Here is a 24557-nt window from a genome sequence, read left to right as displayed (position 1 = left end):
TTCACATCGAAGTTGGGGTCAATGAAGCACATTCACCGTGTTCTCCTGGCGATCGCCGCGGTCACCGCGGTCGCCCTCGTCATCCCGTCGGCCAACGCACACGCCGCGCCGACCCGGGTGACGACCACTCCGTTCGTCACCGCCGGGTACGCGGCGGACGGACACAGCATCGTCGCGACGTTGCGCGACGGCGTCTTCTCGCCGACCGCGGCGGGCACCGGGTTGCAGGTCCGCGACATCGAGGGGCGGGTCGTGGAGACGATGCCGCTGGGCGGCACGATGGACGGCTTCCGGGTGCCGCTGCGCTGGTCGGTCAGCGCCGATCGCCGCACGGCGACGTTCATGCCCGTCGTGCCTGCCGGATACCGGTCCGTTCTCGAGGCGGCGGCCACCGACGCGGCCGACAAGCAGAAGGCCAAGCCGCGTGCGAAGCGCATCAGCAAGCAGCAGCGCTACGACATGATGTGGAAAGAACTGAACGCCGGCTGGAAGGGGAACACGCCCCTGTACACGCTGATCGGTGGTCTGATCGGTTTCCTGATCTGGACCGTCCCCGGTGCCGCGATCGGTGCGGCAATCGGCGCCTACATCGGTTACCAGACGTCCAATCCCAAGGCCTGGCCGTCCATCGTCACGTGGTGGAACACGCCGTAGGGCGGTATCGAGATCTGCTCCGTTCGGGCCGGCCCGGTGAACTCGGGCCGGCCCGAACCTCGTGTCGGCGGAGGACGCAGAATCCGCGAAAGCCTGTCGCGTCACCGGAGGTGCGTATCCAATGGATGGCATCGGTCTGGTCGAACCGGCGAACGGCGAAGGGGCCTCGGTATGGACAACGTCGGCATGGGAATCGTCGAATCCGGTGTCAGGAAGCTGAGGAGGTTCGCCGACGACCACGTGGAGCCGCGACGTCGCGGCGACACCATCGACACGTACCGCAACATCCGGGTCGGGATGATCTCCCTGATCCTGATGCTCGGGGTGGCCATCGCCATCGACAGCATCGAGGAGGGCCGGCTCGAGTCGTCGATCAGCCGGTACTACTACACCTCGGTCCACGCGGTCTTCATCGGCGCACTGTGCGCGATGGGTGCGATGCTCATGGCGTACAAGGGTCGTTCAGAGGTCGAGGACGTCCTGCTCAACTACGCGGGGTTTCTCGCGTTCCTGGTCGCGTTCATCCCGACACCCGTCCGGGCCGACCAGCGGGCGCTCACGAGCCCGGACTGGGTCCGGTGGAACGTGTGGGCGGCCTTTGCCGCAACCGCGGCCGGGCTCGTGCTGTGGTTCGTCTTCGGCAGGCTCCGGGGTTACGCATCCTCGCCGCACCGGACGTGGATCGGCATCGTCGCACGGTGCCTCGGCGTGGCGGCCGTGATCCTCGTCGTGGTGCGGCTGTTCGGACACTGGACCTGGATTCCCGGTTCGACCCACGACGTCGCCGCGGTGTCGATGTTCGTCGGCCTCATCCTCGTCGTGGTCTTCAATGGCCTTGCGGCACTGGCCGACCGCGAGGGTGGGGGAGCGCGCTCCTGGTATCCGTTGGCATACGCGGCCATCGCCGTGGTGATGGCTCTGACACTCATCGGCATCGTCTGCATCGGCCCGGTCGGCGCGTCGTGGCTGTTCTGGGTCGAGGTGGTGCTGCTGGCCGAGTTCGCGGCCTTCTGGGTGGTGCAGACCCTCGAGCTCTGGGGCGACGAGGAGTCGGCGGCCCGTGTCGAGCGGCACCATGCGGAACAAAGTTCCGCCGCCGTCCGTTGACCAACCGGACAGGACACCCCGCGTTCACCATCCGTTGGTCGTCGTCGTGATGGGTGAATCCGTTTTTTGACCTGTGCAAACTCGATCGGTAGAGTGGATCGCCGGTGCCCGGCACATGCTGGGCCAGTCCGCATGCCCGGCAACCGGGCGATCGCGGCCTGACAAGCGAGACCGCGATCGAGTGTCTGACACGCCCGACCTCGGGGTAGCGATAATGTACTGACCAGCACATACGGGCTGGTGGGGCGAGTTGTGGAAGCAACGGGATCGAATTCTGATCCGCGGCGCTTGCCCGGAGCACAAACCGCGACACGACAACTACAAGCCCGCCGACAGCGTTGACGAGACGCCGACGGGAACTGCCGACAAAGGAAGAACACCTAGTGCCAACCATCAATCAGCTGGTCCGCAAGGGCCGTCACGACAAGGCCGCGAAGACCAAGACCGCGGCCCTCAAGGGGAGCCCGCAGCGTCGCGGCGTGTGCACCCGCGTCTACACCACCACCCCGAAGAAGCCGAACTCCGCGCTGCGAAAGGTCGCCCGTGTGCGCCTCACCAGCTCCGTCGAGGTCACCGCTTACATCCCGGGTGAGGGTCACAACCTTCAGGAGCACTCGATGGTGCTCGTCCGTGGCGGTCGTGTGAAGGACCTCCCGGGTGTTCGCTACAAGGTCATCCGCGGCTCGCTCGACACCCAGGGTGTCAAGGACCGCAAGCAGGCCCGCAGCCGTTACGGCGCGAAGAAGGGGAACTGATAAGTCATGCCACGTAAAGGACCCGCACCCAAGCGCCCCCTGATCAACGACCCTGTCTACGGCTCGCCGCTGGTCACCCAGCTGGTCAACAAGATCCTGCTGGACGGCAAGAAGTCGACCGCCGAACGCATCGTCTACCAGGCGCTCGAACAGGCCCGCGACAAGACCGGTACCGACCCCGTCGTCACCCTCAAGCGCGCTCTGGACAACGTCAAGCCGACCCTCGAGGTCAAGAGCCGCCGCGTCGGTGGCGCCACGTACCAGGTGCCGATCGAGGTCAAGCCGAACCGCGCCAACACCCTCGCACTGCGTTGGCTGGTGACCTTCAGCCGCCAGCGTCGCGAGAAGACCATGGTCGAGCGTCTGGCCAACGAACTGCTCGACGCCTCCAACGGTCTCGGCGCTTCGGTCAAGCGTCGCGAGGACACCCACAAGATGGCCGAGGCCAACCGGGCGTTCGCGCACTACCGCTGGTGATCTCGTCGTCGGGCCGGCGATGGATCATCATCGGCCCGACGCTCACCACAACCAATTCAGCTCTAGCGAAATTGCGAGGCAATTAAGTGGCACAGGAAGTGCTCAGCGACCTGAACAAGGTTCGCAACATCGGCATCATGGCCCACATCGATGCCGGCAAGACCACCGCAACCGAGCGAATCCTCTTCTACACCGGTGTCAACTACAAGATCGGTGAGACCCACGACGGTGCGTCGACCACCGACTGGATGGAGCAGGAGAAGGAGCGGGGGATCACCATCACCTCCGCAGCGGTGACATGCTTCTGGAACAACAACCAGATCAACATCATCGACACCCCCGGGCACGTCGACTTCACCGTCGAGGTGGAGCGCAGCCTGCGTGTTCTCGATGGTGCGGTCGCCGTGTTCGACGGCAAGGAAGGCGTCGAGCCGCAGTCGGAGCAGGTCTGGCGGCAGGCGGAGAAGTACGAGGTCCCGCGTATCTGCTTCGTCAACAAGATGGACAAGCTCGGTGCGGATTTCTTCTTCACCGTGCGCACCATCGAGGAGCGCCTGGGCGCGAAGCCGCTCGTTCTGCAGCTGCCGATCGGTGCCGAGGACAACTTCGACGGCATCGTCGACCTGATCGAGCAGAAGGCGATCACCTGGCGCGGCACCGTCGAGATCGGCGCCGAGCCGACCATCGAGGAGATCCCCGCGGATCTCGTCGACCAGGTGGCCGAGTACCGCGAGAAGCTCATGGAGACCGTCGCCGAGAGCGATGAGGCGTTGCTGGAGAAGTACTTCGGTGGAGAGGAACTGACCACCGAGGAGATCAAGGGCGCGATCCGCAAGCTGACCATCGGTCGCGAGTACTACCCGGTGATCTGTGGCTCCGCCTTCAAGAACAAGGGTGTCCAGCCGATGCTGGACGCGGTGATCGATTACCTGCCGTCGCCGCTCGACGTCCCCTCGGTCGAGGGTCACGCAGTGGGCAACGAGGAAGAGGTCCTGTCGCGCAAGCCCTCGTCGGAAGAGCCGTTCTCGGCGCTGGCGTTCAAGATCGCGGCTCACCCGTTCTTCGGCAAGCTGACCTTCGTCCGCGTGTACTCCGGCCACGTGACGCCGGGCACCCAGGTGCTCAACGCCACCAAGGGCAAGAAGGAGCGCATCGGCAAGCTCTTCCAGATGCATGCCAACAAGGAGAACCCGGTCGACGAGGCCTGGGCCGGTCACATCTACGCGATGATCGGCCTGAAGGACACCACCACGGGCGACACCCTGTGCGATTCGAATGCGCCGATCGTGCTCGAGTCGATGAGCTTCCCGGACCCGGTCATCAACGTCTCGATCGAGCCGAAGACCAAGTCCGACCAGGAGAAGCTCGGTACTGCGATCCAGAAGCTCGCCGAAGAGGACCCGACCTTCACGGTGTCGCTCAACGACGAGACCGGCCAGACCGTCATCGGCGGTATGGGCGAGCTGCACCTCGACGTGCTGGTCGACCGCATGAAGCGGGAGTTCAAGGTCGAGGCCAACGTGGGCAAGCCGCAGGTCGCCTACCGCGAGACCATCAAGAAGGCTGTCGACAAGCACGAGTTCACCCACAAGAAGCAGACCGGTGGATCGGGGCAGTTCGCCAAGGTCATCATCAAGCTCGAGCCGCTGGTGGACGCCGAGGACGGCGCCACCTACGAGTTCGACAATGCGGTCACCGGTGGTCGCGTTCCGCGTGAGTACATCCCCTCCGTGGATGCCGGCGCGCAGGACGCCATGCAGTACGGCGTGCTCGCCGGTTACCCGCTGGTCAACTTGAAGGTCACCCTGCTCGACGGTCAGTACCACGACGTCGACTCCTCGGAGATGGCCTTCAAGATCGCCGGTTCGCAGGCCCTCAAGGAGGCCGCGCGGATGGCGAGCCCGGTCATCCTGGAGCCGATCATGGCCGTCGAGGTCACGACTCCGGAGGATTACATGGGTGACGTGATCGGCGACCTGAACTCCCGCCGTGGCCAGATCCAGGCCATGGAGGAGCGCAGTGGTGCCCGTGTCGTGAAGGCGCAGGTGCCGCTGTCGGAGATGTTCGGCTACATCGGAGACCTTCGGTCGAAGACCCAGGGCCGGGCAAACTACTCCATGGTGTTCGACTCCTACGCGGAAGTTCCCGCGAACGTGTCGAAGGAGATCATCGCGAAGGCCACCGGCGAGTAAGTCGGTCGCCCCGCGACACGCGCCGGCCACATCACAAGCGGGCGCAACAACGTAAGTAACCGAACAGAGCTGTTGGGATCCACCCAACAGAGCAACAACAGTCCAGGAGGACAATCAAGTGGCGAAGGCGAAGTTCGAGCGGACCAAGCCGCACGTGAACATCGGCACCATCGGTCACGTCGACCACGGCAAGACCACGCTGACCGCGGCCATCACCAAGGTGCTGCACGACAAGTACCCGGAACTCAACCAGAGCTTCGCGTTCGATCAGATCGACAAGGCTCCGGAAGAGAAGGCTCGTGGTATCACGATCAACATCTCGCACGTGGAGTACGAGACCGAGAAGCGTCACTATGCGCACGTCGACGCTCCCGGTCACGCGGACTACATCAAGAACATGATCACCGGTGCGGCTCAGATGGACGGCGCGATCCTCGTGGTCGCCGCCACCGACGGTCCGATGCCGCAGACCCGCGAGCACGTGCTGCTGGCCCGCCAGGTCGGTGTGCCCTACATCCTGGTCGCCCTGAACAAGGCCGACATGGTCGACGACGATGAGATCATCGAGCTCGTCGAGATGGAGGTCCGCGAACTGCTGGCCGCCCAGGAGTTCGACGAGGAGGCCCCGGTGGTCAAGGTCTCGGCGCTGAAGGCGCTCGAGGGCGACGCCGAGTGGACCAAGTCGGTCGAGGAGCTCATGGCTGCTGTCGACGAGTCGATCCCGGATCCGGTCCGCGAGACCGAGAAGCCGTTCCTGATGCCCGTCGAGGACGTCTTCACCATCACCGGCCGCGGCACCGTGGTCACCGGTCGCGTGGAGCGCGGCGAGGTCAACGTGAACGAGGAAGTCGAGATCGTCGGCATCCGCGACAAGTCCACCAAGACCACCGTCACCGGTATCGAGATGTTCCACAAGCTGCTCGACTCGGCACAGGCGGGCGACAACGCCGGTCTGCTGCTGCGCGGCCTCAAGCGTGAGGACGTCGAGCGCGGTCAGGTCATCGTGAAGCCCGGCACCACGACTCCGCACACGGAGTTCGAGGGCCAGGCATACATCCTGAGCAAGGACGAGGGTGGTCGTCACACCCCGTTCTTCAACAACTACCGTCCGCAGTTCTACTTCCGCACCACGGACGTGACCGGCGTCGTGACCCTCCCCGAGGGCACCGAGATGGTCATGCCGGGCGACAACACCGAGATGAGCGTCAAGCTCATCCAGCCGGTCGCCATGGACGAGGGCCTGCGCTTCGCGATCCGCGAGGGTGGCCGCACCGTCGGTGCCGGCCGCGTCACCAAGATCAACAAGTGACCCTGTCACTCACCTTGATCTAGACGAACACACGAGGGCGCCCGGTCACGAAAGTGACCGGGCGCCTTCGTCGTCTGCGCTGCTCATCAGAACCTATGACCCGGTCGGGACGGCGGTCGGTCCGATCACATGTGGAACAGGCCGTCACAGGTGCTCGTCCCCCCGTGCGGCAAACCGCTCTCGCTGCTGATCACGTAAAAACCCTTGGGCGCCTTGGTCACCGCGATCATCTGCGCGGCCATCCCCTTCGCGCCGACCGCCTGATGGAGGGTGGCGAAGAGGTTGGGCAGGAGTGCGTCGAGGTGAACGACGCGGAAATGCGCGGACGTGCGATTGGGGTCGTCGATCGCCAGTTCGACGTTCGCCTTCGGCTTGGTCCAGTCCGCGAGCTGGGTCGGTAGGCCCCCGACCCCGTCCAAGGACTTACGGGTGCCTGCGTACAACCGGGACAGATGAATGTGTAGCTGGTTCAGTCTGCGAGCCTTTTGCGAGTTGACGCCGACGACGATGTTCTCCTCCGCTGTCGGGAGAACGCCGGTGGCTTCGATCCACGCGTATTTCCACAGGTTCAGCATGTCCGGTTGCCAGAGGGTCTCGCACTCGATGCCCGAGATCCGGCGGGTCGGCACCAGCAGTTGGTCGAATGCCGAGGAAGGCTTGTCACCGCCGTGGCGAACCGCGTAGAGCTGCGTGAACGCTGTTGTCGGCTGTGGTTGGGGCTCGACCACACGATTCCCGGCTCCCGGGTTCGCGACGGTCGCGTCCTTCACCGACTTCCACAGGAAGTCGCCGGAATTGACGCTCCCGCATCCCGGCGGCGGAGGGGGTGGGCCACCGCCCACCATCGCCGAGCCGGTGCCCAAAGGTGCGGCCGAGGCCGATCGCACCCCGGTGCTCGTCGCCACCGTGGCGCCGAGGCCGATCGCGGCCGACGTCGTGAGAAACGTCCGACGGCTGACTCCCACCTTCGCGTTCGCTGCCTCGTCCATCGCGATCCTCTCACCGGTGAGCTCCGGCGGCTCATCTCTGAGGCGAAAGTGTGCCACCGAGTCCGCAGGCGCGAAGTCTGAACGACCAGAAATATCCATGGCGTTCATCGGTCCGCTGTGCGGGCACAAAAGCGAGTAACACGGGCCACATGCGTCACTTTGGTAACACCGTGATTGCAATGTGTGGGAGCTGTGGTCACAACCATGGCGATCGCCGGTGTGGGCGAATTACGGTGCTGCGGTGCCAGTTCTCACCGACCGCGGGCGCTTTGCCGTCGCGCGGCGACGCTTCCTCGTGTTTCTGCTCGCGCTCGCCGCGGCTGCCGGGACGGGAGTGGTCGCTGCGGGAACCGCGAACGCGGCCTCCTTCGGTCGTTTCTACGTGTCGGGCTGCGGGATGCCCTCGACGCCGGTGGACATGTGGACCAGATGGGGCAACTACAAGACGGTGATCGCGCTCGATGGGCTTCGGGCGACGAACGACGAGAGCGGTTGGCGCCATGAGACGCGAATCCAGCGGATCGCCAACACCGGCGTGAACGTGGTGGAACCGGTCGGCGGACTGGCGAGCTTCTACACCGACTGGAATGCCGCCAGCCCGGGAAACAGGATCAAATACCGGTATCGGTGGACGTGTCGCCTGAACACCATTGTGAGAGAGCTGGATGCGCGCGGTCTCGCGGTGGGGCCGCGGGGTAAGTATGCCGTGATGGGTATCTCGATGGGCGGCAACGCGGCGATGATCTACGGTGCATACCACCGGAAGCGGATCTCCCATGTCTTCTCGATGTCGGGTTTCCTCAATCTGTCTGCGCCGACCATGCGGGAAGCGGTGCGGCTGGCGCTGATCGACGCCGGGATGGCCGCGGGGGTCGGTCCGTTCAGCGCCGACGCCATGTGGGGTCTGCCGTGGAACGAGCGGTGGGTCCGCAACGACGCCCTCGTCCAGATCCCCCGGATGCGTGGGATGCACATCCGGGTGGGCGCGGCATCGGGTGTGTGGGGGAAGTACAACACCGATGCGATCGGATCCATCAAGGGCACCCCGCTCGAGGTCATCTCGCTCGCGCAGACCCGCACGTTCGAGGTCGGGGCGGCGATTGCGGGCGTGCGGATCACGACCGACTATCCGGCGCTCGGTACCCATCAGTGGGGTTACTGGCAGGACATGGTGATGCGTGCGAAGAAGAGCGGCTGGTTCCGCGACTGATCCGCCGACAGCACCCGGAATCTCGGCGGCAGCACCGCTCATTACCCTCGATGGCATGCGCGTGTTGCATCGACCGACCGCTTCGGGGGACCTCGCACTCCATGTCCGGGTCGCCGGGGTCGACCCCGATCGTCCGCCCGTCGTGCTGGTGCACGGGATGGCCGGTGACCACAGCACCTGGCGCACGTTCGCCAGGGCGCTACGACGTGAGGGCAGGTCGGTTGTCTCTGTCGACCTCCGCGGTCACGGCCGCAGCGGGCACGCCGCCACCTACCGGCTCGACGACTTCCGCGACGACCTGAGATTCGTCCTCGATGACCTCGACATCGACGTGGCCGACGTGGTCGCGCATTCGCTCGGGGCGCACTCCGCGCTCAGGTTGGCGATGGATGTGCCGAACCGCGTGCGGCGCATCGTCCTCGAGGAGATCCCGCCGATGCCGCGCGATCAACACGATCTCGACGAGAACATCGTCGTCGCGGCATCTCTCGGCGAACGCGTACGTGGTCTGGGCTGGGCCGTGCGCAATCCGGTTCCCATCATCCGATTCGACCGGCGGGTGGCCACCGAGGTCTCGACCCAGTTCGAGGTCGCCGACCCGGACTGGTGGACGCGCCTACGGGCGGTCACGGCACCTGCCCTGGTCATCTCGGGTGGGCGGCGCAGCTTCCTTCCGCCGCAACATCTCCGCTCGCTCAGCGAGGTGCTCCCCGGCGGGCGATTCACGGTGATCGGCGCCGGACACAGTGTGCACCGGGATCGGACCGCCGACTTCGGCTCCGCCGCAGGTGAATTCCTCCGGTCGCCGTAGGCCTCGACCGGCCCTGGTGGGCGGAGCAACTCGCCGCTCGACGGCGGCAGCCGGCGTCGCGCGGATCGGACCATCGATCAGCAGGGCGCTCGACGGCGGCGACCTCGGGCCCGCGCCGCGCCTCCGGTCACCGGGGGAGTCGTCCTACGACGAAACTTTCTTGTTGTACAACGGTCGTGGGTCAACACCGATCTCGCGCCAGGCCTGGTAGGCCCATGGCACGTAGAGCCACTTCAGCGGCAGTCGGTTGAACACCGGATTCACCGCCCGCATGGCCGCCGCGAAACGCTGGAAGCGCTTCTCCCGTTTGGCATCCCACTCGAGACCGCACACGTCGCGCATCTGTTGCGGGATCGTGCCGACGATGACGGTGCGGATGAATCCGTTCAGCGGGGCCGAAGCCACCCTCCACACCGGCGCGGGAACCTTCTTGGGCCGGGGGAGGCCCTGGCGGATGTAACCGGTGGCGTACACGACGGTCTTGTGTGGGACGAACCGGTTCAGCATGTCGTCCCAATAGGCGAGGAACTCCTCGTAGGTCTGTGGCTGGCTCCGGGCGCTGACCCCGTAGAGCTCGTACCAGATCTTGCTCTCCTCGAAGATCTGGACCTTCTCGGCGTAGCTCAACCTGCGGATGAACGTGTCGGTGATGTAGAGCACCTGATCGACGAACGTCGCGTGCGCCCAATAGAACAGCTCGGGATTGAGTGCGTGATATCGCGATCCGTCGCTGATCGTGCCCTTGATGTCGCGGTGGAAGTCGCGAACCGTCCGTCCCCACTTCTGCGGCTCGGTGCTGTAGACGGTCTTCATCACCGGTGGTCCGGTCCGCCGCGCGCGACCCAGGAAGTCGTCGAAGATGACGGAGTGGTCGAGCACTGCCTGGCCGAGCTGTTCGATGCAGTTCTCGGTGCCGGCCAGACGCTGGAAGCCGAGGATCCCGCGACTGTCGCCGTAGAACTTCCAGACGAGGGAATCGGCACCGAGACGCGGCGAGGGGAGCGCCGTATCGGCCGCGTCGTCGACGATGACCGGTTCGGCCTCACGGATCGACTGCTCGTAGTCCTGATTGACTGACATGGGAGGAGACTAACCCAGCTTGGAACGAAGTGAAAGATTTGTTCCAAGGAGGATTCGTGAGAAGGGACCGGTGATGTCCGGGAACGCACTGCCCACAACGGCCGACCTGCTCGCCACGGCAATGGTGGTCCGATTGCCGATGCGCACGCGGTTCCGCGGCCTCACCGTGCGCGAGACGATGGTGTTCGCCGGGCCCGCCGGGTGGGGGGAGTTCGGTCCGTTCGTGGAGTACGACGACGACGAAGCGTCGGCCTGGCTCGCGGCCGGGATCGAGGCGGCCTACCAGGGGCCGCCACCGCGGGTCCGCAACGTGATCGCCGTCAATGCGACCGTGCCTGCGGTGCCGGCGCTCGAGGTCGCAGGCATTCTGGCTCGCTATCCAGGGGCCTCGACCGCGAAGGTCAAGGTCGCCGAACCCGGGCAGACGCTCGACGACGACGTCGCGCGGGTGGCCGCCGCCCGCGCCGGGGTGGCCCGGGTGCGGGTCGATGCAAACGGCAAATGGACTGTTGCCGAGGCGATCCGGGCGATCCGGGCGATCGGCGAAGTCGAGTACGTGGAACAGCCGTGTGCAACCGTGGAGGAACTCGCCGAGGTTCGCCGTGCCGTCGACGTCCCGATCGCCGCGGACGAATCGATCCGGAAGGCGGCCGATCCCTATCGGGTGGTCGCCGCCGATGCCGCCGACGTGGCCATCGTCAAGGTCGCGCCCCTCGGTGGGATGCGGGCGACGCTGGAGATCGCCGACTCGATCGGTCTGCCCGTCGTGGTGTCGTCGGCGCTCGACTCGGCGGTGGGCATCGCTGCGGGAGTGGCTGCGGCGGCCGCCCTGCCGACCCTCGACCATGCCTGTGGGCTCGGCACCGGCGCTCTCTTCGGTGCCGATGTGGCCGTGCCGTTCCTGCCGACCGAAGGGGCGGTCACCACGCGCTGGTTCGGGCCCGAACACATCATCGATCGGAGTGGCGTGCCGTTGGCCGACGGGCCGCGTGAGCAGTGGTGGCGCGACCGCCTGGTCCGTTGTCATGCATTGCTGTCCGCCCGGGGCCCCGGGCGCGGCCGGGACTAGAAACATTTTCGATATTCTGTTCCAATGGTTCGACTGAACGCGATCGGGGTCACAATCTGTGCCTGATCTGTGGGTGTGAGGAGACGTGGCATGACAACGACGGTGTTCGCGAAGTCCCCGGCCGGCAGCGACCTGCTCGAGGTGCCGTGCGCCGACCGCAACGGAATCCTCGAGATGATGTCCATGCGCCGTGATCCGTTTGCGTTCGGCGACGACCGGCTGGCACGGTTCGGCCAGGTGTCCGGGCTCAATGCGCTGGGTATCCAGATGGTGATCGCGTCTGGTCCGAGGGCCGCCGACGAAATCCTCATGAACCGCGATAAGGCCTTCGCCAACGGTCCCGCCTGGAGCTACTTCATCGGCCCCTTCTTCAATCGCGGCATCATGCTGCTCGATTTCGACGAGCACCGGCATCACCGGCACATCCTCCAACAGGCGTTCACCCCGTCGGCGCTCAAGGGTTACATGCAGGAGATGGCGCCGATGATCGCCGATCGGATCGAGCGTTTTCCCACCGGCGATGTGAAGCTGTTCAGCGAGTTCAAGGAGCTGACGCTCGACGTCGCCCTCGAGGTCTTCCTCGGCGTCGAACTGCCCAAACACGATGCGGACAGGCTCAACAAGGCCTTCATCGAGACAGTCCGTGCAGGAGTCGCCTACGTGCGCAAGCCGGTTCCCGGCGGCCGATGGTGGAAGGGGCTGCGGTCTCGCAAGGTCCTCGAGGAGTTCTTCTACGAGAACATCCCGGCCAAACGAGCGCGTGAGACGCCGGACCTGTTCTCGGTGCTCTGCCATGCCGAGAGCGACGACGGCGATCGCTTCACAGACGAGGACGTGGTCAACCACATGATCTTCGTGTTGATGGCCGCCCACGACACGTCGACCATCACGCTGACGCAGATGGCCTACCGGATGGCGAAAGCGCCCGAGTGGCAACAGAAGGCGTACGAGCAGTCGATGGAACTCGACAGCGAGCTCGGCTATGACGACCTCGGCAAGCTCACGGTCATCGACGCAGTGATGAAGGAATCCCTGCGGATGTGTCCGCCGGTGCCCGCGCAGCCGCGGATGGCGATCAAGGACACCTCGGTCCAGGGATACTTCGTCCCGAAGGGGAGCTTCGTCTCGGTGCCGCAGCTCACCAATCACCGGGACCCCGAGTTCTTCACCAACCCGGACATGTTCGATCCCGAGCGCTTCTCGGCGGGCCGCGCCGAGGACAAGGGCCACCGGATGGCGTGGATGCCGTTCGGTGGTGGCGTGCACAAGTGCATCGGCCTGTATTTTGGCCAGATGGAGATCAAGACGATCCTGCATCATCTGGTACGCGATCACGAGTGGTCGGTGCCGGAGACCTATACGATGCCGATGGACTACAGCTCCCTTCCCGTGCCCAAAGACAAGCTCCCCGTGAGCATCCGACGCCGATGACGACTACACGGGCGCCGCGTAAGACGCGTAACACCTCGTCACCGGAGGATCAGGAACAGGCGATCCTCTCGGCGGCCGGGGCCGAGTTCACCTCGGTCGGGGTCCGGCGCGCGAACATGGATGAGGTCGCCGCGCAAGCGGGCGTCAGTCGGAGCACGCTCTACCGCCGCTTCCCGAACAAGGAGGCGCTGCTGCTGGCGGTGGCCGACGAACTCTACGAACGTGGGATGCGCCGCCTCGAACGGGCGGTCGTCGGGCTCGGGCCCGCCGACGCGGTGGTCGAGGCCTTCGCCGAGGGCGCGCTGATGGTGTCCGAGGATCCGCTGATGCGCCGCCTGGTGCTCACCGACTCGGAGATGAAGGGCATCACCGCGTCGGTGACCGCCCTGTTCATCGACATGGTGACCGATCGGGTCGCCGCCACGCTACGGGAGGCAGGCGCCACGATGCCCGCGGATGATCTGCTGCAGGCGGTGGAGCTCCACGTCCGGTTGGTCATCTCGTATCTCGAGGTCCCCAGTTCCGACGAGAGCCGGCAGCAACCCGAAGCGGTCCGAGCACTCGCCGCCAAGTATCTGGCCCCGATGATCTGGTGACCGCATCCGGTCACCGTCTCCTCAATTCCGTTCAGCACCAAAGGATCAGCGATGTCCCTGCGCAACCGGCTCAGCCGAAACCCCGATCATGACGAGGTCCGATCCGCTCTGCGTGGCAAGATCATCGCCATCACCGGCGGTGCCCGCGGCATCGGATTCGAGACGGCTACACAGTTGTTCGATGCGGGCGCCGTCGTCGCCCTCGGCGATGTCGACGAGGAGGCGGTCGGCAAGGCTGCCGCCGACCTCGGGGTCGAGGGATTCTCCGTCGACGTCACCGACCGCGAATCCTTCGACGATTTCCTCACGCGCGTCGAGGATTCCCTCGGCCCGATCGACGTACTGATCAACAACGCCGGGATCATGCCCGTCGGGCATTTCCTCTCCTATGACGAGGCCTTGATCCGCCGGACCTTCGACATCGATGTCATCGGGGTGATCACCGGGACCCAGCTCGCGGCCCGTCGGATGGTGACGCGGGGGCGCGGCCAGGTCGTCAACATCGCATCGGTCGCCGGACGTCTGCCCACTCCCGGACTGACCGTCTACAACGGCGCGAAAGCCGCCGTCATCGAGTTCTCCGAGGCCCTCGATGCGGAGTTGGCATCCACCGGCGTGCGAATCAGTACGGTGCTGCCGACCTTCACCAGAACCGGTCTGATCTCGGGACTGCGGACCAATTCGCTCGTTCGGCCGGTCGATCCCGAGGACGTCGCGGCCGAGGTCGTGTCGATCATCGCCCGGCCGAGGGTTCGCGTGACGGCCCCCCGGTCCATGGCCTGGGTGCACGCCAACGCGACGATCCCGCAGCGCATGAAGCGGATGTCGCGCCGAATGACCAAGCTGGACAGCATGTTCTTGGACTACGACCACGATCAGCGCGCGGCATACTCGCAGCGTATCGGCGCCGACGGGCGGTAGCGCGTTCGAGCGCACCATGCCCCTGTGGCTGTGTCCGGTGTCACCGTTAGGGTGGGACACGGCCCGACGATGGCGTCGGTGCCATCGGTGAGAGGAACGAGGCATGGCCGGCGACCGTCTGCTCGACGACGAGCGGACCGCGCGTGCCGAGTTGCGCAGCGCGGTCGACGAACTGCGGACGGCGGAGATCGAGGCCGGTGAGCGGCGCCCGTCCCGCATCCGGTGGCTGATGGCGGTCCTGACCGTCGTCGCCGTGGTCGCGGCAGTCGTCGGAGGGACGTTGTGGGTGCGCGCCGAGCGCGCCTATACCGACAGCGACTTCCAGCGGGCGGCGGTGGCGAGGGTGTCTCTCCTGCTCAGTCCCGATCATCGACGGCCCGATCAGGCGCGGCGCATCCTCGACGGTGCGACCGGCGCGTTCTACGACGAGTTCGCGCAATCCGCCGACGGCTACAGCCGGTTCGTCCAGAGCCAGGGGACCGTGGCGCGCGGCATGGTGGATGGCGCCGGGGTCTCCGGCCGGTCCGGGGACGAAGCCGCGGTTCTGGTTGCCGCGACGGTCGAGTTCTCCGGTGACGCGGCCGCGGGACGCGCCGCCGCGATCCGGCAGTTCCGGCTACGTGTGCTGGTCTCGCCCGACGGCGGCCAGCTGAAACTCTCGGCGGTGCAGTACATCCCATGACCGAAACCCGTGCCGACGCTTCGGGCGGCCATTCCCGGATCGTCTCGAGGAGATCGGCGGTCGTCATCGGCTGCGCGATCGGGACGGTGCTCGTCGTCCTGCTCGCGGTACTGGCCTGGCAGTGGCGGAACTCGGTCACCGACTCCGCCACCGAGCACAGCCGCGATGAACTGCGCAAGACCGCTGGAAGAGTTGTGGCGCAGGTATTCTCGGTCGACAGTGCGACATGGCGGGCCGATCGGGTCAGGGCCCGGGGACTGGTCGGCGGTGAGTTCGCCGCCCGGTATGCATCAGAACTCGCCCGCCCGCCTGCCGATGGTGCACGCAGCGTCGTGTGGACGCCGGAGGCCGTCGGCATCGTCGACGCGGGACCCGACAGCGGGGACGTGTTGATCCGCGCGAAGATCGTGACGACGCCCGCGGTGTCCGGAGATACCCCGATCGCCGAGAAGGTATCGGTCACAGCGAGATTCGACAAGAACGCCGACCACTGGCTGCTGACCCGCGTCGAGGTGATCTCGTGAGTGAGGTCGTTGAGGGGCGCCTGGCACAGGCACGGCACCGGGTTGACGAGGCGACCCGGGCCACGCGGCTGGCGCGTATCGCGGCGGCGGGACCGCTGCGCGTTCGGGCACGTCGCAGGTCGCGGCGCCTGATGATCGGGGCTGCGGTCGCCGCGGCCGTCGTGGTGGTCCTGGTCGCGGTGATCGTGGGGGTCGCGGTGCACAATCGAGCTGCGGCTCAACGCGCCGACGCCGCGACGGCGGCACTCGATGCATCACGATCGGCGGTGACCACGCTGCTGACCGCGAACCCCCAGAACCCCGCCGGATATATCGACCGGGTGCTGGCGGTGACCACCGGGGCTCAACACGACCGACTCGTGACGTCGCGCGACGCCCTCGTCGCCGAGGTCGGTCGCCAGGACCAGCCGAGTACCGGGCAGGTCTTGTCCGCCGGTCTGATCACCGACCCGCCGTCCGACGACGTCGGCGCGCAGGCACGCGTTCTGATGGTCGCTGAGGCAACCGATCCGACCTTGGTCGGTGGGGACTATGACGACCGTCGTGTGACCATCGAGGTGACGATGACACGAACAGCCGCCGGGTGGCTGATGAGCCAGGCGGGGCTGACATGACCGGCAGGTTGCAGCTCACCCGTCGTGGACGGCGCTGGTTCGGTATGGCGGTGGCGGTGCTGGTCATCGCGACGATCGTCGCGATCGCCGGATTCGTGGGTGCCCACCACGCCCGCCCGGTTCCCGACGAGGACCAGCGCGACGCCGTGCAGGCCGCGACGAGTCAGGCGGTCACGGCGCTGATGACATTCGGGCCCGGTTCCACGCCGTCCGAGCGCGCCGCGGTGGCCACGCATCTGACGGGTTCGTTGCTCCTCCGGTACCGGAGTGAAGGGCCCGACGTCGTGTTGCCCGGTGCCGTGACGGGCGGAGCGAGCATGACGGTACGGGTGGTCGGTGTCGGGGTGAACTCGTACGCCGCGGACCAGGCCCAGATGATGGTGTTCACCGATCAGTCCGTGCGGTTTCCCGGCGTGACCACCCCATCCGCCGGCGCCGGGGGCGAACGCACCTCTACCGCTCGGTGGGCCACTATGCGTAATGTCGGGGGCAACTGGCGGCTCGCCGACCTCGAGATGGTCGGCGATGTCACCCGATGAGGGGGTGCGTCCAGCGCATCTCCGGCCGGCTCACGGTGGCCGGCGACCGCAGGCGACGCGGAACGCGTCGACGTCGCGGCGCCGGGTCGCACCTCGTGGGCGCGGATCTGAATACGTCATGGGAGGACGCAGATGAGTGGGTCAACCGCGGGTGTGGTCGTGGTGGGAGCGGGTCTCGGCGGGATCCGCGTCGCTGAGAGCCTGCGCGCCAACAACTATGCCGGAACCATCACGCTGATCGGGGCAGAGCCCCACCCGCCCTACGATCGCCCGCCGCTGTCGAAGTCGGTGCTGCTGGGCAAGGATGACCGCGTCGACCTGAAGCCTGCCGAGTTCTTCGGCGATTCGTCGATCGACCTGCGGGTCGGGGAGCGGGTGAGTGCCATCTCTCCCGATGATCACACGGTCACCGTCGAGCGTTTCGACGAGCCGGCACGCAGCGAGATCGTGGCGTACGAGACCCTGGTCCTCGCCACCGGGCTGCGGCCCCGGTCGCTGCCCGGTGCGCACGACGTGCCGGGTGTGCATGTCCTGCGCAGCATCGATGACGCTCTGACCCTGCGCGGCGAGCTCGAGGGTGCGACCCGGGCGGTCGTGGTGGGTGCCGGATTCATCGGTTGCGAGGTTGCGGCGAGTCTCGTCCAGCGTGGTCTGACGGTGACCCTGGTCGAGCCGGCACCGACTCCTCTCGTCGCGGCGCTTGGTGCCGAGATCGGTGAATTGGTCACCCGTTTGCATGTCGCCAATGGCGTCGACGTCCGCACGGGCGTCGGCGTGGACGAGGTGCTGTCGGACGGCTTCCGGGTTCGCGGTGTGCGCCTGTCCGACGGCGCGGAGATCGACGCCGACATTGTGGTGGTCGGAATCGGATCGGCGCCCGTCATCGATTATCTCGACGGCTCGGGCATCGAGGTCGCCCCCCGCGAGGTCGGTGGCGGCATCGCCTGTGACGAACACGGCGTGACGTCGGCGCCCGACGTCTATGCCCTCGGCGATGTGGCCAACTGGCGCATCGAGAACGGTGGCACACGGCGGGTCGAGCACTGGACGCACACGGTCGAGCAGGCGAGCGTCGTCGCGCACCGGATCGCGAAGACGGACGCGATGATCCCCGCCACACCCGCATACTTCTGGAGCGATCAGTACGATCTCAAGATCCAGGTCCTCGGCCGCCCGGAGTCGACCGACGAGGTTCACGTGGTGGACGACGATGGCCGAAAGTTCTTGGCGTACTACAGCCGTGACGGCATCCTGACCGGTGTGGTCGGCGCGGGTAAGGTCGGCGCGGTGATGAAGACGCGCCCGAAACTCCTCACACGCACCCCGATCGCCGACGTCATCGGCTGACGATGGTCGCCGCGTTCTCGGCAACGGAGATCGTGGCCGCGGTCGCCGACCTCGCGGATCCCGCCCGGGCCGTGAGCTCCGCGCGCTTCTTCAAGACCGGGCCGGGCGAGTACGGCGAGGGGGATGTGTTCGTCGGTGTGGCGGTGCCGCCGTTACGCAAGGTGGCCAAGCGATTTCGCGGAGTGCGGCCGAGCGTGATCCGTGAGCTGCTGGACTCGCCGATCCACGAGCATCGCCTGCTCGCTCTTTTCCTGCTCCGTGCCGAGTTCGAGAGGGCTCCGTCCGGCACCGAGCAGACCGCCTGGGTCGAGCTCTACCTGACCGCCCTGCACGACGGGCGGGTGGACAACTGGGATCTCGTCGACTCGTCGGCCGACCCGATCCTGGGTGAATGGCTGGTCGCACGTGGCGACCACCTGCCGCTTGTCGAACTGGCGGAAACCGACGACCTGTGGTGCCGGCGGACTGGCATCGTCGGGACGTTCGCGTTCCTCAAGCACGGATCTCCCGATGCCACGCTCGCCGTGATCCCGGTTGTCATCCACGATCGACGCGATCTGATCCAGAAGGCGACCGGATGGATGTTGCGCGAACTCGGGAAGCGCGTGGACCGCACCGTGCTGACCGACTACCTGAATGCTCATGCTGCCGAGATGGGCCGTACCGCATTGAGTTACGCGACCGAGCACCTCGATCCCGGTGAACGGGCGCATCTGCGGTCGCTACGCTGAGCGACTCCGTCATCGAGACCTCGAAAGGTCCGAAAGTGGTTGTGGATCAGCGACTCTGCGGTGTGGAACGGAACACCTTGACCGCGGCCCAGATCATCGGGAACTGCAGCGGCAGTCTGCCGATGGCGACGGCCTTCATCCCAGCAGGCTTGTCCTTCCACAGTCGCACCATGTTGATGTTCGCCGGGTAGACCGCGACGAAGAGGGCGGCGGCCAGTGCGGCAGCCGGGCGTCGCGTGCGCGGTGCCAGCAGGCCTGCGCCGATGGCGACCTCGGCGACACCGGATGCGTAGGTGAGCGTGCGTGGATCGGCGGGGATCTCTTTCGGGATGATCTCGTCGAACGGCTTCGGTGCGGCGAAATGCAATGTGCCGATGGTCAACAGCATGCCGCCGAGGCCACGTGCCAGTCGTTCGGTAGTCATTGTCGGTCCTTCTCGTCGAGTTCGCGCGGTGGTGGGTCAGAACTCGATCTTGAGCGAGTCCGACGTGGGGTGCGCCTGGCATCCGAGGATGTAACCGTCGGCGATGTCCTCCGGATCGAGTGCCCCCGTGTTCTCCATCTCGACCGTACCCTCGCTGAGGGTGCAGGCGCACGAACCGCATTCGCCTTCTTGGCAGGAGTACGGCGCGTCGAGACCCGCGGCCAGCATGATGTCCACGAGCGACCGCTTCCGCGGCCATCTCAGACTGTGTGTCTCGCCGTCGAGTTCCACCTCGACCGTTGCGGCCTCTGCGTCCTCGGCCTCGCTGACCTCGTCGAGTTCCACATCGGCAAACGGGTCCCCGGACAGCGAGTTGTATACCTCGGTGTGCACGTTGTGATGCGGAAATCCGGCGCCCGCAAGCCCTTTGTGGACCGCATCCATGAACGGACCGGGACCGCACATGTAGGCGGCGTGCTCGGAGTACGGCCGGAAGGTGGTGGCCAGCACTTCATGGCTCGGCAGGCCCTGGAGAGACTCGAGCCAGTGGATCACCGTGAGGCGATCGGCGTGTGCCTGCTGTAGTTCGCGCAACTCATCGGCGAAGATCACGTCGTCGACGCCACGGTTGGCGTAGAAGAAGGTGACCCGGGCGGAACCGCCGTGCAGGGCCGCTTTCAGGATGGACATCACCGGGGTGACACCGCTGCCCGCCGCGATGAGCAGCAGTTCGGTGTCGAGTTCCTTGGGGGTGAAGACACCGGAGGGCGGCAGCACCTCGATCTGGGCGCCTGCGGTGAGGTTGTCGCAGACCCAGTTGGATCCGTAACCGTCGACCGTGCGTTTGACGGTGACCTTCGGCAGCTTGTCGGTGCCGGGCGCGGACGCGAGCGAATAGCAGCGCGCGACCGATCCGGTCTGATCGCTCGGAATCCGCAGCGTCAGGAACTGGCCGGGCTTGTAGTCCGTGAAGGACTCGGTGAGAGTGTCCGGGATCTCGAAGACCACTGAACGGGCGTCCGCGGTCTCGTCGATGACCTCGGCGACCGTGAGGATCACACTGCGCGAGCCGTGCGGTGTCAACTCGGTCATCTCGCCACCTCTCCATGTCTGGCCGGCATGTCCGGACGGGCGTCCGGGCATCGCCGTTCCGGAACAAAAGTAGAACACGTTCTAGTCCAGCGTATCGCATGGGGAGCCCATCACGACAGCGCGCCGACTCCTTGCGACAGAGTACGTGTACCGGCGACGATCAGGGCTTCGAGGTCGGAGCCCGGGTGGGCGAGCCACTGCTCGTAGGCGGCAAGTGCGGTGCCCAGGCACATCCAGGCGATCGTCTGGGGGAGATGCTCGTCCTCGCCGAGGTGGAGGCGGTGCGCGCAGAAGTCGGCGATCACCTGACGCCACTCCGCGTACATGAGCATCGAGTGTGCTTGGAGCGCCGGCACTCCCAGTAGCAGTGACATCCGGCGGCGGTGGGCGGTGAGTTCGGTGTCGGGCACCTCGTTGAACGAGATGAGTGCGCGCCCCAGGGCCTCGGCGATCGGCAGATCGTCGGGGATCTCGGCCAACAGGGCGCGCATCTCGGCGAGATGACCGTCGAAATCGCCCCAGGCGATCGCGTTCTTGGACGGGTAGTAGCGGAACAGTGTGCGGCGGGCGATGCCGACCGCGTCTGCGACGTCGTCGACGCTCGTCTCCTCGAAGCCTCTGGCGGTGAAGAGGTCGATCGCGACGGTGCTGATCTGGGCTCGCGAGGTGACCGGTCGGCGACCTGCGTGCGCGGTCCGTACGAGTGGGTGCACCGCGTCTGATGGGTTCATCGTCACCTGTCCGTCCGGTCAGTTTTGGCGCGGGGGTGTTTTTCTGCACCGAGTGCCATTATAGTATGCGGTGATCCGCATCACTACCGGCAAAAATTGGAGGTTGGATCATGGCCGATCAGTCAGCCACGACGCAGGACACCGAGCTCGTGGGCGAGTCCCTCGTCGAAGAGGTGTCGATCGACGGGATGTGCGGGGTCTACTGATGTCGACCCCGACATCCGCACCGGTGTCCGGCGGCCGCCTCGACGCGTCCGCCGGCACCGGCCCGGCACCGCAATTCGATTCCGGTGGGGCATGGACGCTCAATCCCAAGGTCGCTCTGCGGCCCGAGCCGTTCGGCGCGCTGCTCTACCATTTCGGCACCCGCAAGCTGTCCTTCCTGAAGAACCTGACAGTCGTGGACATCGTGTCCTCACTCGGCGACCACGCCACTGCCTCGGACGCGTTGGCCGCCGCAGGCATCGGCGAAGCCGATCGTGCGCTCTACGTGCAGGCGCTCGGCGCGCTCGCCGATTCGGGCATGATCGTCCCCCGCGCCGCCTGAGTACTGTCCCTCGCCTCGTCCAGCCCTGAGGAGTCACGCCCGATGACCACATTGGAACTTCCGCCCACCGCAACGGATCTCGCCGCATCTGCGCCGCCTGTCCCGAAGACTCCCAAGGTGGGACGGCTGGTCGACCAGTTCGAGAAGGGCCTCGACGCCCCGATCTGTCTGACCTGGGAGCTGACCTACGCGTGCAACCTCGCGTGCGTGCACTGCCTGTCGTCGTCGGGTAAGCGCGACCCGCGCGAGCTCTCCACCGAACAGTGCAAGGCGATCATCGACGAGCTGCAGCGCATGCAGGTCTTCTACGTCAACATCGGTGGCGGCGAACCGACCGTTCGGCCCGACTTCTGGGAGCTGGTCGACTACGCGACCAGCCACCAGGTCGGGGTGAAGTTCTCCACCAACGGATTACGCATCGACAAGGCAGTCGCGGAGCGCCTGGCCGCCTCGGATTACGTCGACGTACAGATCTCGCTGGACGGTGCCACCGCGGAGGTCAACGACGCGGTCCGTGGCCCGGGTTCCTTCGACATGGCGGTGCGCGCCCTGGAGAACCTGCACGAGGCGGGTTTCGCCGACGCGAAGATCAGCGTCGTGATGACGCGGCAGAACGTCGAACAGCTCGACGAGTTCAAGGCGCTGGCCGACCGGTACAACGCGACGCTGCGCATCACCCGCCTGCGTCCGTCGGGTCGCGGAGCCGATGTGTGGGACGATCTGCACCCGCTGCCCGAACAGCAGCGTGAGCTCTACAACTGGCTTGTCGCGCACGGGGACGGGGTGCTGACCGGTGACTCGTTCTTCCATCTCTCCGCGTTCGGCGGGACCGACGGTGGTGGTGCACTCCCGGGGCTGAACCTGTGTGGTGCCGGACGCGTGGTGTGCCTCATCGATCCGGTCGGCGATGTGTATGCCTGCCCGTTCGCGATCCACGAGAACTTCCTCGCCGGCAACATCCTCGCCGACGGCGGCTTCCAGCAGATCTGGCAGCACTCGGATCTGTTCACCGAACTGCGCGAACCGCAGAACGCGGGAGCCTGCACGAAGTGCGCCCACTTCGATGCGTGCCGCGGCGGGTGCATGGCCGCGAAATTCTTCACCGGCCTGCCCCTGGCCGGGCCCGACCCGGAGTGCGTGCAGGGCTACGGCGAGCAGTTGCTGGCCGGCGAGCGCTCCAAACCGACTGCGAACAAAGATCATTCACGTGGCACGCCGTTGACTCTGATGACCCGTCAGGCCGATGGCGACCTGTTGCCGGTCGGTGCCCCGCCGTCGAAGAGCTGTGACGAGAACCCGCTCGCGGGCTTCACGCTCTGACCCACCCCGTAGCGACGAGATGCCCGACCCATCGGGTGATCCGTGCTGCCATCACACAATGAAGTAGGTAGGAAAGACAATGGCCAATCCCTGGGCCCGCAACCCGTGGTTCGAAACCGTTCACGAGGCGCAGCGTCGTGCGAAGAAGCGGCTGCCGAAGTCGGTGTACTCGTCCCTCGTCGCCGGTACACAGGCCGGTATCACGCTGAGCGACAACGTCAATGCGTTCTCCGAACTCGGCTTCGCGCCGCACGTGGTCGGCGCACAGCCCGATCGCGAGCTGTCCACCACGGTGATGGGCCAGGAGCTCTCGTTCCCGGTGATGATCTCGCCGACCGGTGTGCAGGCCGTCGACCCCGACGGCGAGGTCGCGGTTGCCAGGGCGGCAGCCGCGCGGGGGACGGCCATGGGGCTGTCGAGCTTCGCATCGCATCCGGTGGAAGAGGTCACCGCCGTCAACGACAAGGTCTTCTTCCAGATCTACTGGCTGGGCACACGTGACGACATCCTCGCTCGCGCACAGCGAGCCAAGGAGGCGGGCGCCCAGGGTCTCATCGTCACCACCGACTGGGTGTTCAACATCGGTCGCGACTGGGGCAGCCCGGACATCCCGGAGAAGGTCGACTTCCAGGCGCTGTTGAAACTGGCACCGGAGATCGCGGTCAAACCTCGCTACGCGCTCGACTGGGTCCGCGGTGGCAAGATCGAGATCCCCGACCTCACGGCGCCCAACCTGACGCCCAAGGGGGAGCAGGGGCCGACGTTCTTCGGCGCCTACGGCCAGTGGATGAACACTCCGCCGCCCACCTGGGAAGACCTGCAATGGCTGCGCGAGCAGTGGGACGGGCCCTTCATGGTCAAGGGCATCACCCGACTCGATGATGCCAAGCGTGCTGTCGACATCGGTGCGTCGGCGATCTCCGTCTCGAATCACGGTGGCAACAACCTGGACGGCACGCCGGCCACGATCCGGCTCCTCGGTCCGATCGCGGATCAGGTGGGCGATCAGGTCGATGTCCTGCTCGACGGCGGCGTCCGCCGGGGCAGCGACGTGGCCAAGGCCCTGGCCCTGGGCGCCCGGGCGGTCATGGTCGGCCGCGCCTACCTCTGGGGCCTGGCGGCGAACGGTCAGGCCGGTGTCGAGAACGTCCTCGACCTGCTGCGCATGGGTCTCGACGGGGTGGTCATGGGGCTGGGACACAAGAGTGTTCACGAACTGTCCCGGAACGACCTGATCATCCCGGAGGGTTTCGAACGCACCTTCGGCGACAACTGATCTCTCGGGTCTCGCGAACGCCCGCCACAAAGTAGAACGTGTTACAGTTTTTGCGACACAGTTCACCCGTGGCGGGTGTTCGCGTTTCTCCGGTGCCAGGGGTGCGGAGACGGGGCCATCGCCACCGGT

At 66.2% G+C, this 24557-nt stretch carries 27 protein-coding genes; 22 read left to right on the top strand and 5 right to left on the bottom strand.

The genetic code is table 11. The annotated features are described in order from the left end of the window. Nucleotides 1-21 precede the first annotated feature (21 nt). The 6 genes from IDF66_RS04635 (at nucleotide 22) to tuf (ending at nucleotide 6494) form a co-directional block, all read left to right on the top strand. Nucleotides 22-654 carry a glycine zipper domain-containing protein gene (locus IDF66_RS04635; protein WP_190265855.1) on the top strand — a complete coding sequence of 211 codons (633 nt, stop codon included), beginning with the start codon at nucleotides 22-24 and terminating at the stop codon, nucleotides 652-654. Between the two features lie 171 nt (nucleotides 655-825). Then, complete coding sequence (locus tag IDF66_RS04630) at nucleotides 826-1761, top strand: hypothetical protein (RefSeq protein WP_190265854.1); 936 nt, start codon at nucleotides 826-828, stop codon at nucleotides 1759-1761. Nucleotides 1762-2144: 383 nt separating this feature from the next. Then, the gene (rpsL, locus tag IDF66_RS04625; protein ID WP_007619326.1) at nucleotides 2145-2516 is read left to right on the top strand and encodes a 30S ribosomal protein S12; all 372 of its coding nucleotides are present in this window, start codon (nucleotides 2145-2147) and stop codon (nucleotides 2514-2516) included. A gap of 6 nt (nucleotides 2517-2522) precedes the next feature. Further along, nucleotides 2523-2993: a 30S ribosomal protein S7 gene (gene rpsG, locus IDF66_RS04620; RefSeq protein WP_164308625.1), complete on the top strand. Its 471-nt coding sequence runs from the start codon at nucleotides 2523-2525 to the stop codon at nucleotides 2991-2993. An 86-nt stretch (nucleotides 2994-3079) separates the two neighbouring features. After that, nucleotides 3080-5185: an elongation factor G gene (gene fusA / locus IDF66_RS04615; protein ID WP_164308626.1), complete on the top strand. Its 2106-nt coding sequence runs from the start codon at nucleotides 3080-3082 to the stop codon at nucleotides 5183-5185. Nucleotides 5186-5303: 118 nt separating this feature from the next. Continuing rightward, nucleotides 5304-6494: an elongation factor Tu gene (gene tuf, locus IDF66_RS04610; protein ID WP_164308627.1), complete on the top strand. Its 1191-nt coding sequence runs from the start codon at nucleotides 5304-5306 to the stop codon at nucleotides 6492-6494. 125 nt (nucleotides 6495-6619) lie between these two features. On the opposite strand, the gene IDF66_RS04605 is transcribed toward tuf, so the two are convergent. Further along, complete coding sequence (locus IDF66_RS04605; RefSeq protein ID WP_190265853.1) at nucleotides 6620-7483, bottom strand: CDP-diacylglycerol diphosphatase; 864 nt, start codon at nucleotides 7481-7483, stop codon at nucleotides 6620-6622. A gap of 301 nt (nucleotides 7484-7784) precedes the next feature. On the opposite strand from IDF66_RS04605, the gene IDF66_RS04600 reads away from it, so the two are divergent. Both IDF66_RS04600 and IDF66_RS04595 read left to right on the top strand, forming a co-directional pair. After that, nucleotides 7785-8693 carry an alpha/beta hydrolase gene (locus IDF66_RS04600; protein ID WP_223309302.1) on the top strand — a complete coding sequence of 303 codons (909 nt, stop codon included), beginning with the start codon at nucleotides 7785-7787 and terminating at the stop codon, nucleotides 8691-8693. Between the two features lie 55 nt (nucleotides 8694-8748). After that, the gene (locus IDF66_RS04595; RefSeq protein WP_190265852.1) at nucleotides 8749-9504 is read left to right on the top strand and encodes an alpha/beta fold hydrolase; all 756 of its coding nucleotides are present in this window, start codon (nucleotides 8749-8751) and stop codon (nucleotides 9502-9504) included. Nucleotides 9505-9648: 144 nt separating this feature from the next. Here the strand turns inward: IDF66_RS04595 and IDF66_RS04590 are convergent, their stop codons facing one another. Further along, complete coding sequence (locus IDF66_RS04590; protein ID WP_190265851.1) at nucleotides 9649-10584, bottom strand: oxygenase MpaB family protein; 936 nt, start codon at nucleotides 10582-10584, stop codon at nucleotides 9649-9651. 73 nt (nucleotides 10585-10657) lie between these two features. On the opposite strand from IDF66_RS04590, the gene IDF66_RS04585 reads away from it, so the two are divergent. The 10 genes from IDF66_RS04585 to IDF66_RS04540 all read left to right on the top strand — a co-directional run bounded on the left by IDF66_RS04585 (nucleotide 10658) and on the right by IDF66_RS04540 (nucleotide 19038). Then, nucleotides 10658-11653 carry an o-succinylbenzoate synthase gene (locus tag IDF66_RS04585; RefSeq protein WP_190265850.1) on the top strand — a complete coding sequence of 332 codons (996 nt, stop codon included), beginning with the start codon at nucleotides 10658-10660 and terminating at the stop codon, nucleotides 11651-11653. Nucleotides 11654-11743: 90 nt separating this feature from the next. Beyond that, nucleotides 11744-13084 (top strand): cytochrome P450, encoded by a 1341-nt coding sequence (locus tag IDF66_RS04580; protein ID WP_190265849.1) that lies wholly within the window; start codon nucleotides 11744-11746, stop codon nucleotides 13082-13084. Continuing rightward, nucleotides 13081-13680 (top strand): TetR/AcrR family transcriptional regulator, encoded by a 600-nt coding sequence (locus tag IDF66_RS04575; RefSeq protein WP_190265848.1) that lies wholly within the window; start codon nucleotides 13081-13083, stop codon nucleotides 13678-13680. The genes IDF66_RS04580 and IDF66_RS04575 overlap by 4 nt, the downstream gene beginning before the upstream one ends. A 51-nt stretch (nucleotides 13681-13731) precedes the next feature. Next, on the top strand, nucleotides 13732-14601 hold the full coding sequence (locus IDF66_RS04570; RefSeq protein ID WP_190265847.1) for an SDR family oxidoreductase: 870 nt from the start codon (nucleotides 13732-13734) through the stop codon (nucleotides 14599-14601). A gap of 103 nt (nucleotides 14602-14704) precedes the next feature. Then, nucleotides 14705-15283, top strand: a complete 579-nt coding sequence (locus tag IDF66_RS04565; protein ID WP_190265846.1) for a hypothetical protein — start codon at nucleotides 14705-14707, stop codon at nucleotides 15281-15283. After that, a complete protein-coding gene (locus tag IDF66_RS04560) occupies nucleotides 15280-15807 on the top strand; it encodes a hypothetical protein (RefSeq protein WP_190265845.1) in 528 nt (175 codons plus the stop codon). Before IDF66_RS04565 ends, IDF66_RS04560 begins: the two co-directional genes overlap by 4 nt. Next, nucleotides 15804-16421: a hypothetical protein gene (locus IDF66_RS04555; RefSeq protein ID WP_190265844.1), complete on the top strand. Its 618-nt coding sequence runs from the start codon at nucleotides 15804-15806 to the stop codon at nucleotides 16419-16421. Before IDF66_RS04560 ends, IDF66_RS04555 begins: the two co-directional genes overlap by 4 nt. Then, complete coding sequence (locus tag IDF66_RS04550) at nucleotides 16418-16960, top strand: hypothetical protein (protein ID WP_190265843.1); 543 nt, start codon at nucleotides 16418-16420, stop codon at nucleotides 16958-16960. Before IDF66_RS04555 ends, IDF66_RS04550 begins: the two co-directional genes overlap by 4 nt. A 132-nt stretch (nucleotides 16961-17092) precedes the next feature. Next, nucleotides 17093-18307 carry an NAD(P)/FAD-dependent oxidoreductase gene (locus IDF66_RS04545; RefSeq protein ID WP_164308640.1) on the top strand — a complete coding sequence of 405 codons (1215 nt, stop codon included), beginning with the start codon at nucleotides 17093-17095 and terminating at the stop codon, nucleotides 18305-18307. 2 nt (nucleotides 18308-18309) lie between these two features. Continuing rightward, nucleotides 18310-19038: a DNA alkylation repair protein gene (locus tag IDF66_RS04540; RefSeq protein WP_190265842.1), complete on the top strand. Its 729-nt coding sequence runs from the start codon at nucleotides 18310-18312 to the stop codon at nucleotides 19036-19038. A 46-nt stretch (nucleotides 19039-19084) separates the two neighbouring features. On the opposite strand, the gene IDF66_RS04535 is transcribed toward IDF66_RS04540, so the two are convergent. The 3 genes from IDF66_RS04535 to mftR all read right to left on the bottom strand — a co-directional run bounded on the left by IDF66_RS04535 (nucleotide 19085) and on the right by mftR (nucleotide 21285). Beyond that, entirely contained in the window at nucleotides 19085-19462 is a 378-nt protein-coding gene (locus IDF66_RS04535) for a DoxX family protein (protein ID WP_164308642.1), read from the bottom strand. Nucleotides 19463-19498: 36 nt separating this feature from the next. Beyond that, complete coding sequence (locus tag IDF66_RS04530; RefSeq protein WP_190265841.1) at nucleotides 19499-20554, bottom strand: ferredoxin--NADP reductase; 1056 nt, start codon at nucleotides 20552-20554, stop codon at nucleotides 19499-19501. 110 nt (nucleotides 20555-20664) lie between these two features. Further along, the gene (gene mftR / locus IDF66_RS04525; RefSeq protein ID WP_164308644.1) at nucleotides 20665-21285 is read right to left on the bottom strand and encodes a mycofactocin system transcriptional regulator; all 621 of its coding nucleotides are present in this window, start codon (nucleotides 21283-21285) and stop codon (nucleotides 20665-20667) included. A 110-nt stretch (nucleotides 21286-21395) separates the two neighbouring features. Here mftR and mftA point away from each other — a divergent pair, with 110 nt between their 5' ends. The 4 genes from mftA (at nucleotide 21396) to mftD (ending at nucleotide 24428) form a co-directional block, all read left to right on the top strand. After that, on the top strand, nucleotides 21396-21491 hold the full coding sequence (gene mftA, locus IDF66_RS04520) for a mycofactocin precursor MftA (protein ID WP_164308645.1): 96 nt from the start codon (nucleotides 21396-21398) through the stop codon (nucleotides 21489-21491). Continuing rightward, nucleotides 21491-21832: a mycofactocin biosynthesis chaperone MftB gene (mftB, locus tag IDF66_RS04515; RefSeq protein WP_164308646.1), complete on the top strand. Its 342-nt coding sequence runs from the start codon at nucleotides 21491-21493 to the stop codon at nucleotides 21830-21832. The genes mftA and mftB overlap by 1 nt, the downstream gene beginning before the upstream one ends. A 42-nt stretch (nucleotides 21833-21874) precedes the next feature. Next, nucleotides 21875-23152 carry a mycofactocin radical SAM maturase gene (gene mftC / locus IDF66_RS04510; RefSeq protein ID WP_164308647.1) on the top strand — a complete coding sequence of 426 codons (1278 nt, stop codon included), beginning with the start codon at nucleotides 21875-21877 and terminating at the stop codon, nucleotides 23150-23152. A 79-nt stretch (nucleotides 23153-23231) separates the two neighbouring features. Further along, nucleotides 23232-24428, top strand: coding sequence for a pre-mycofactocin synthase MftD (gene mftD, locus IDF66_RS04505; RefSeq protein WP_164308648.1), 1197 nt, complete (start codon nucleotides 23232-23234; stop codon nucleotides 24426-24428). The last annotated feature ends 129 nt before the right edge of the window (nucleotides 24429-24557 follow it).

Origin of the sequence: Gordonia hankookensis, from assembly GCF_014673215.1 — a bacterium.
Lineage (GTDB): Bacteria > Actinomycetota > Actinomycetes > Mycobacteriales > Mycobacteriaceae > Gordonia > Gordonia hankookensis.
This window is presented reverse-complemented; position numbering and strand designations above follow the sequence as displayed.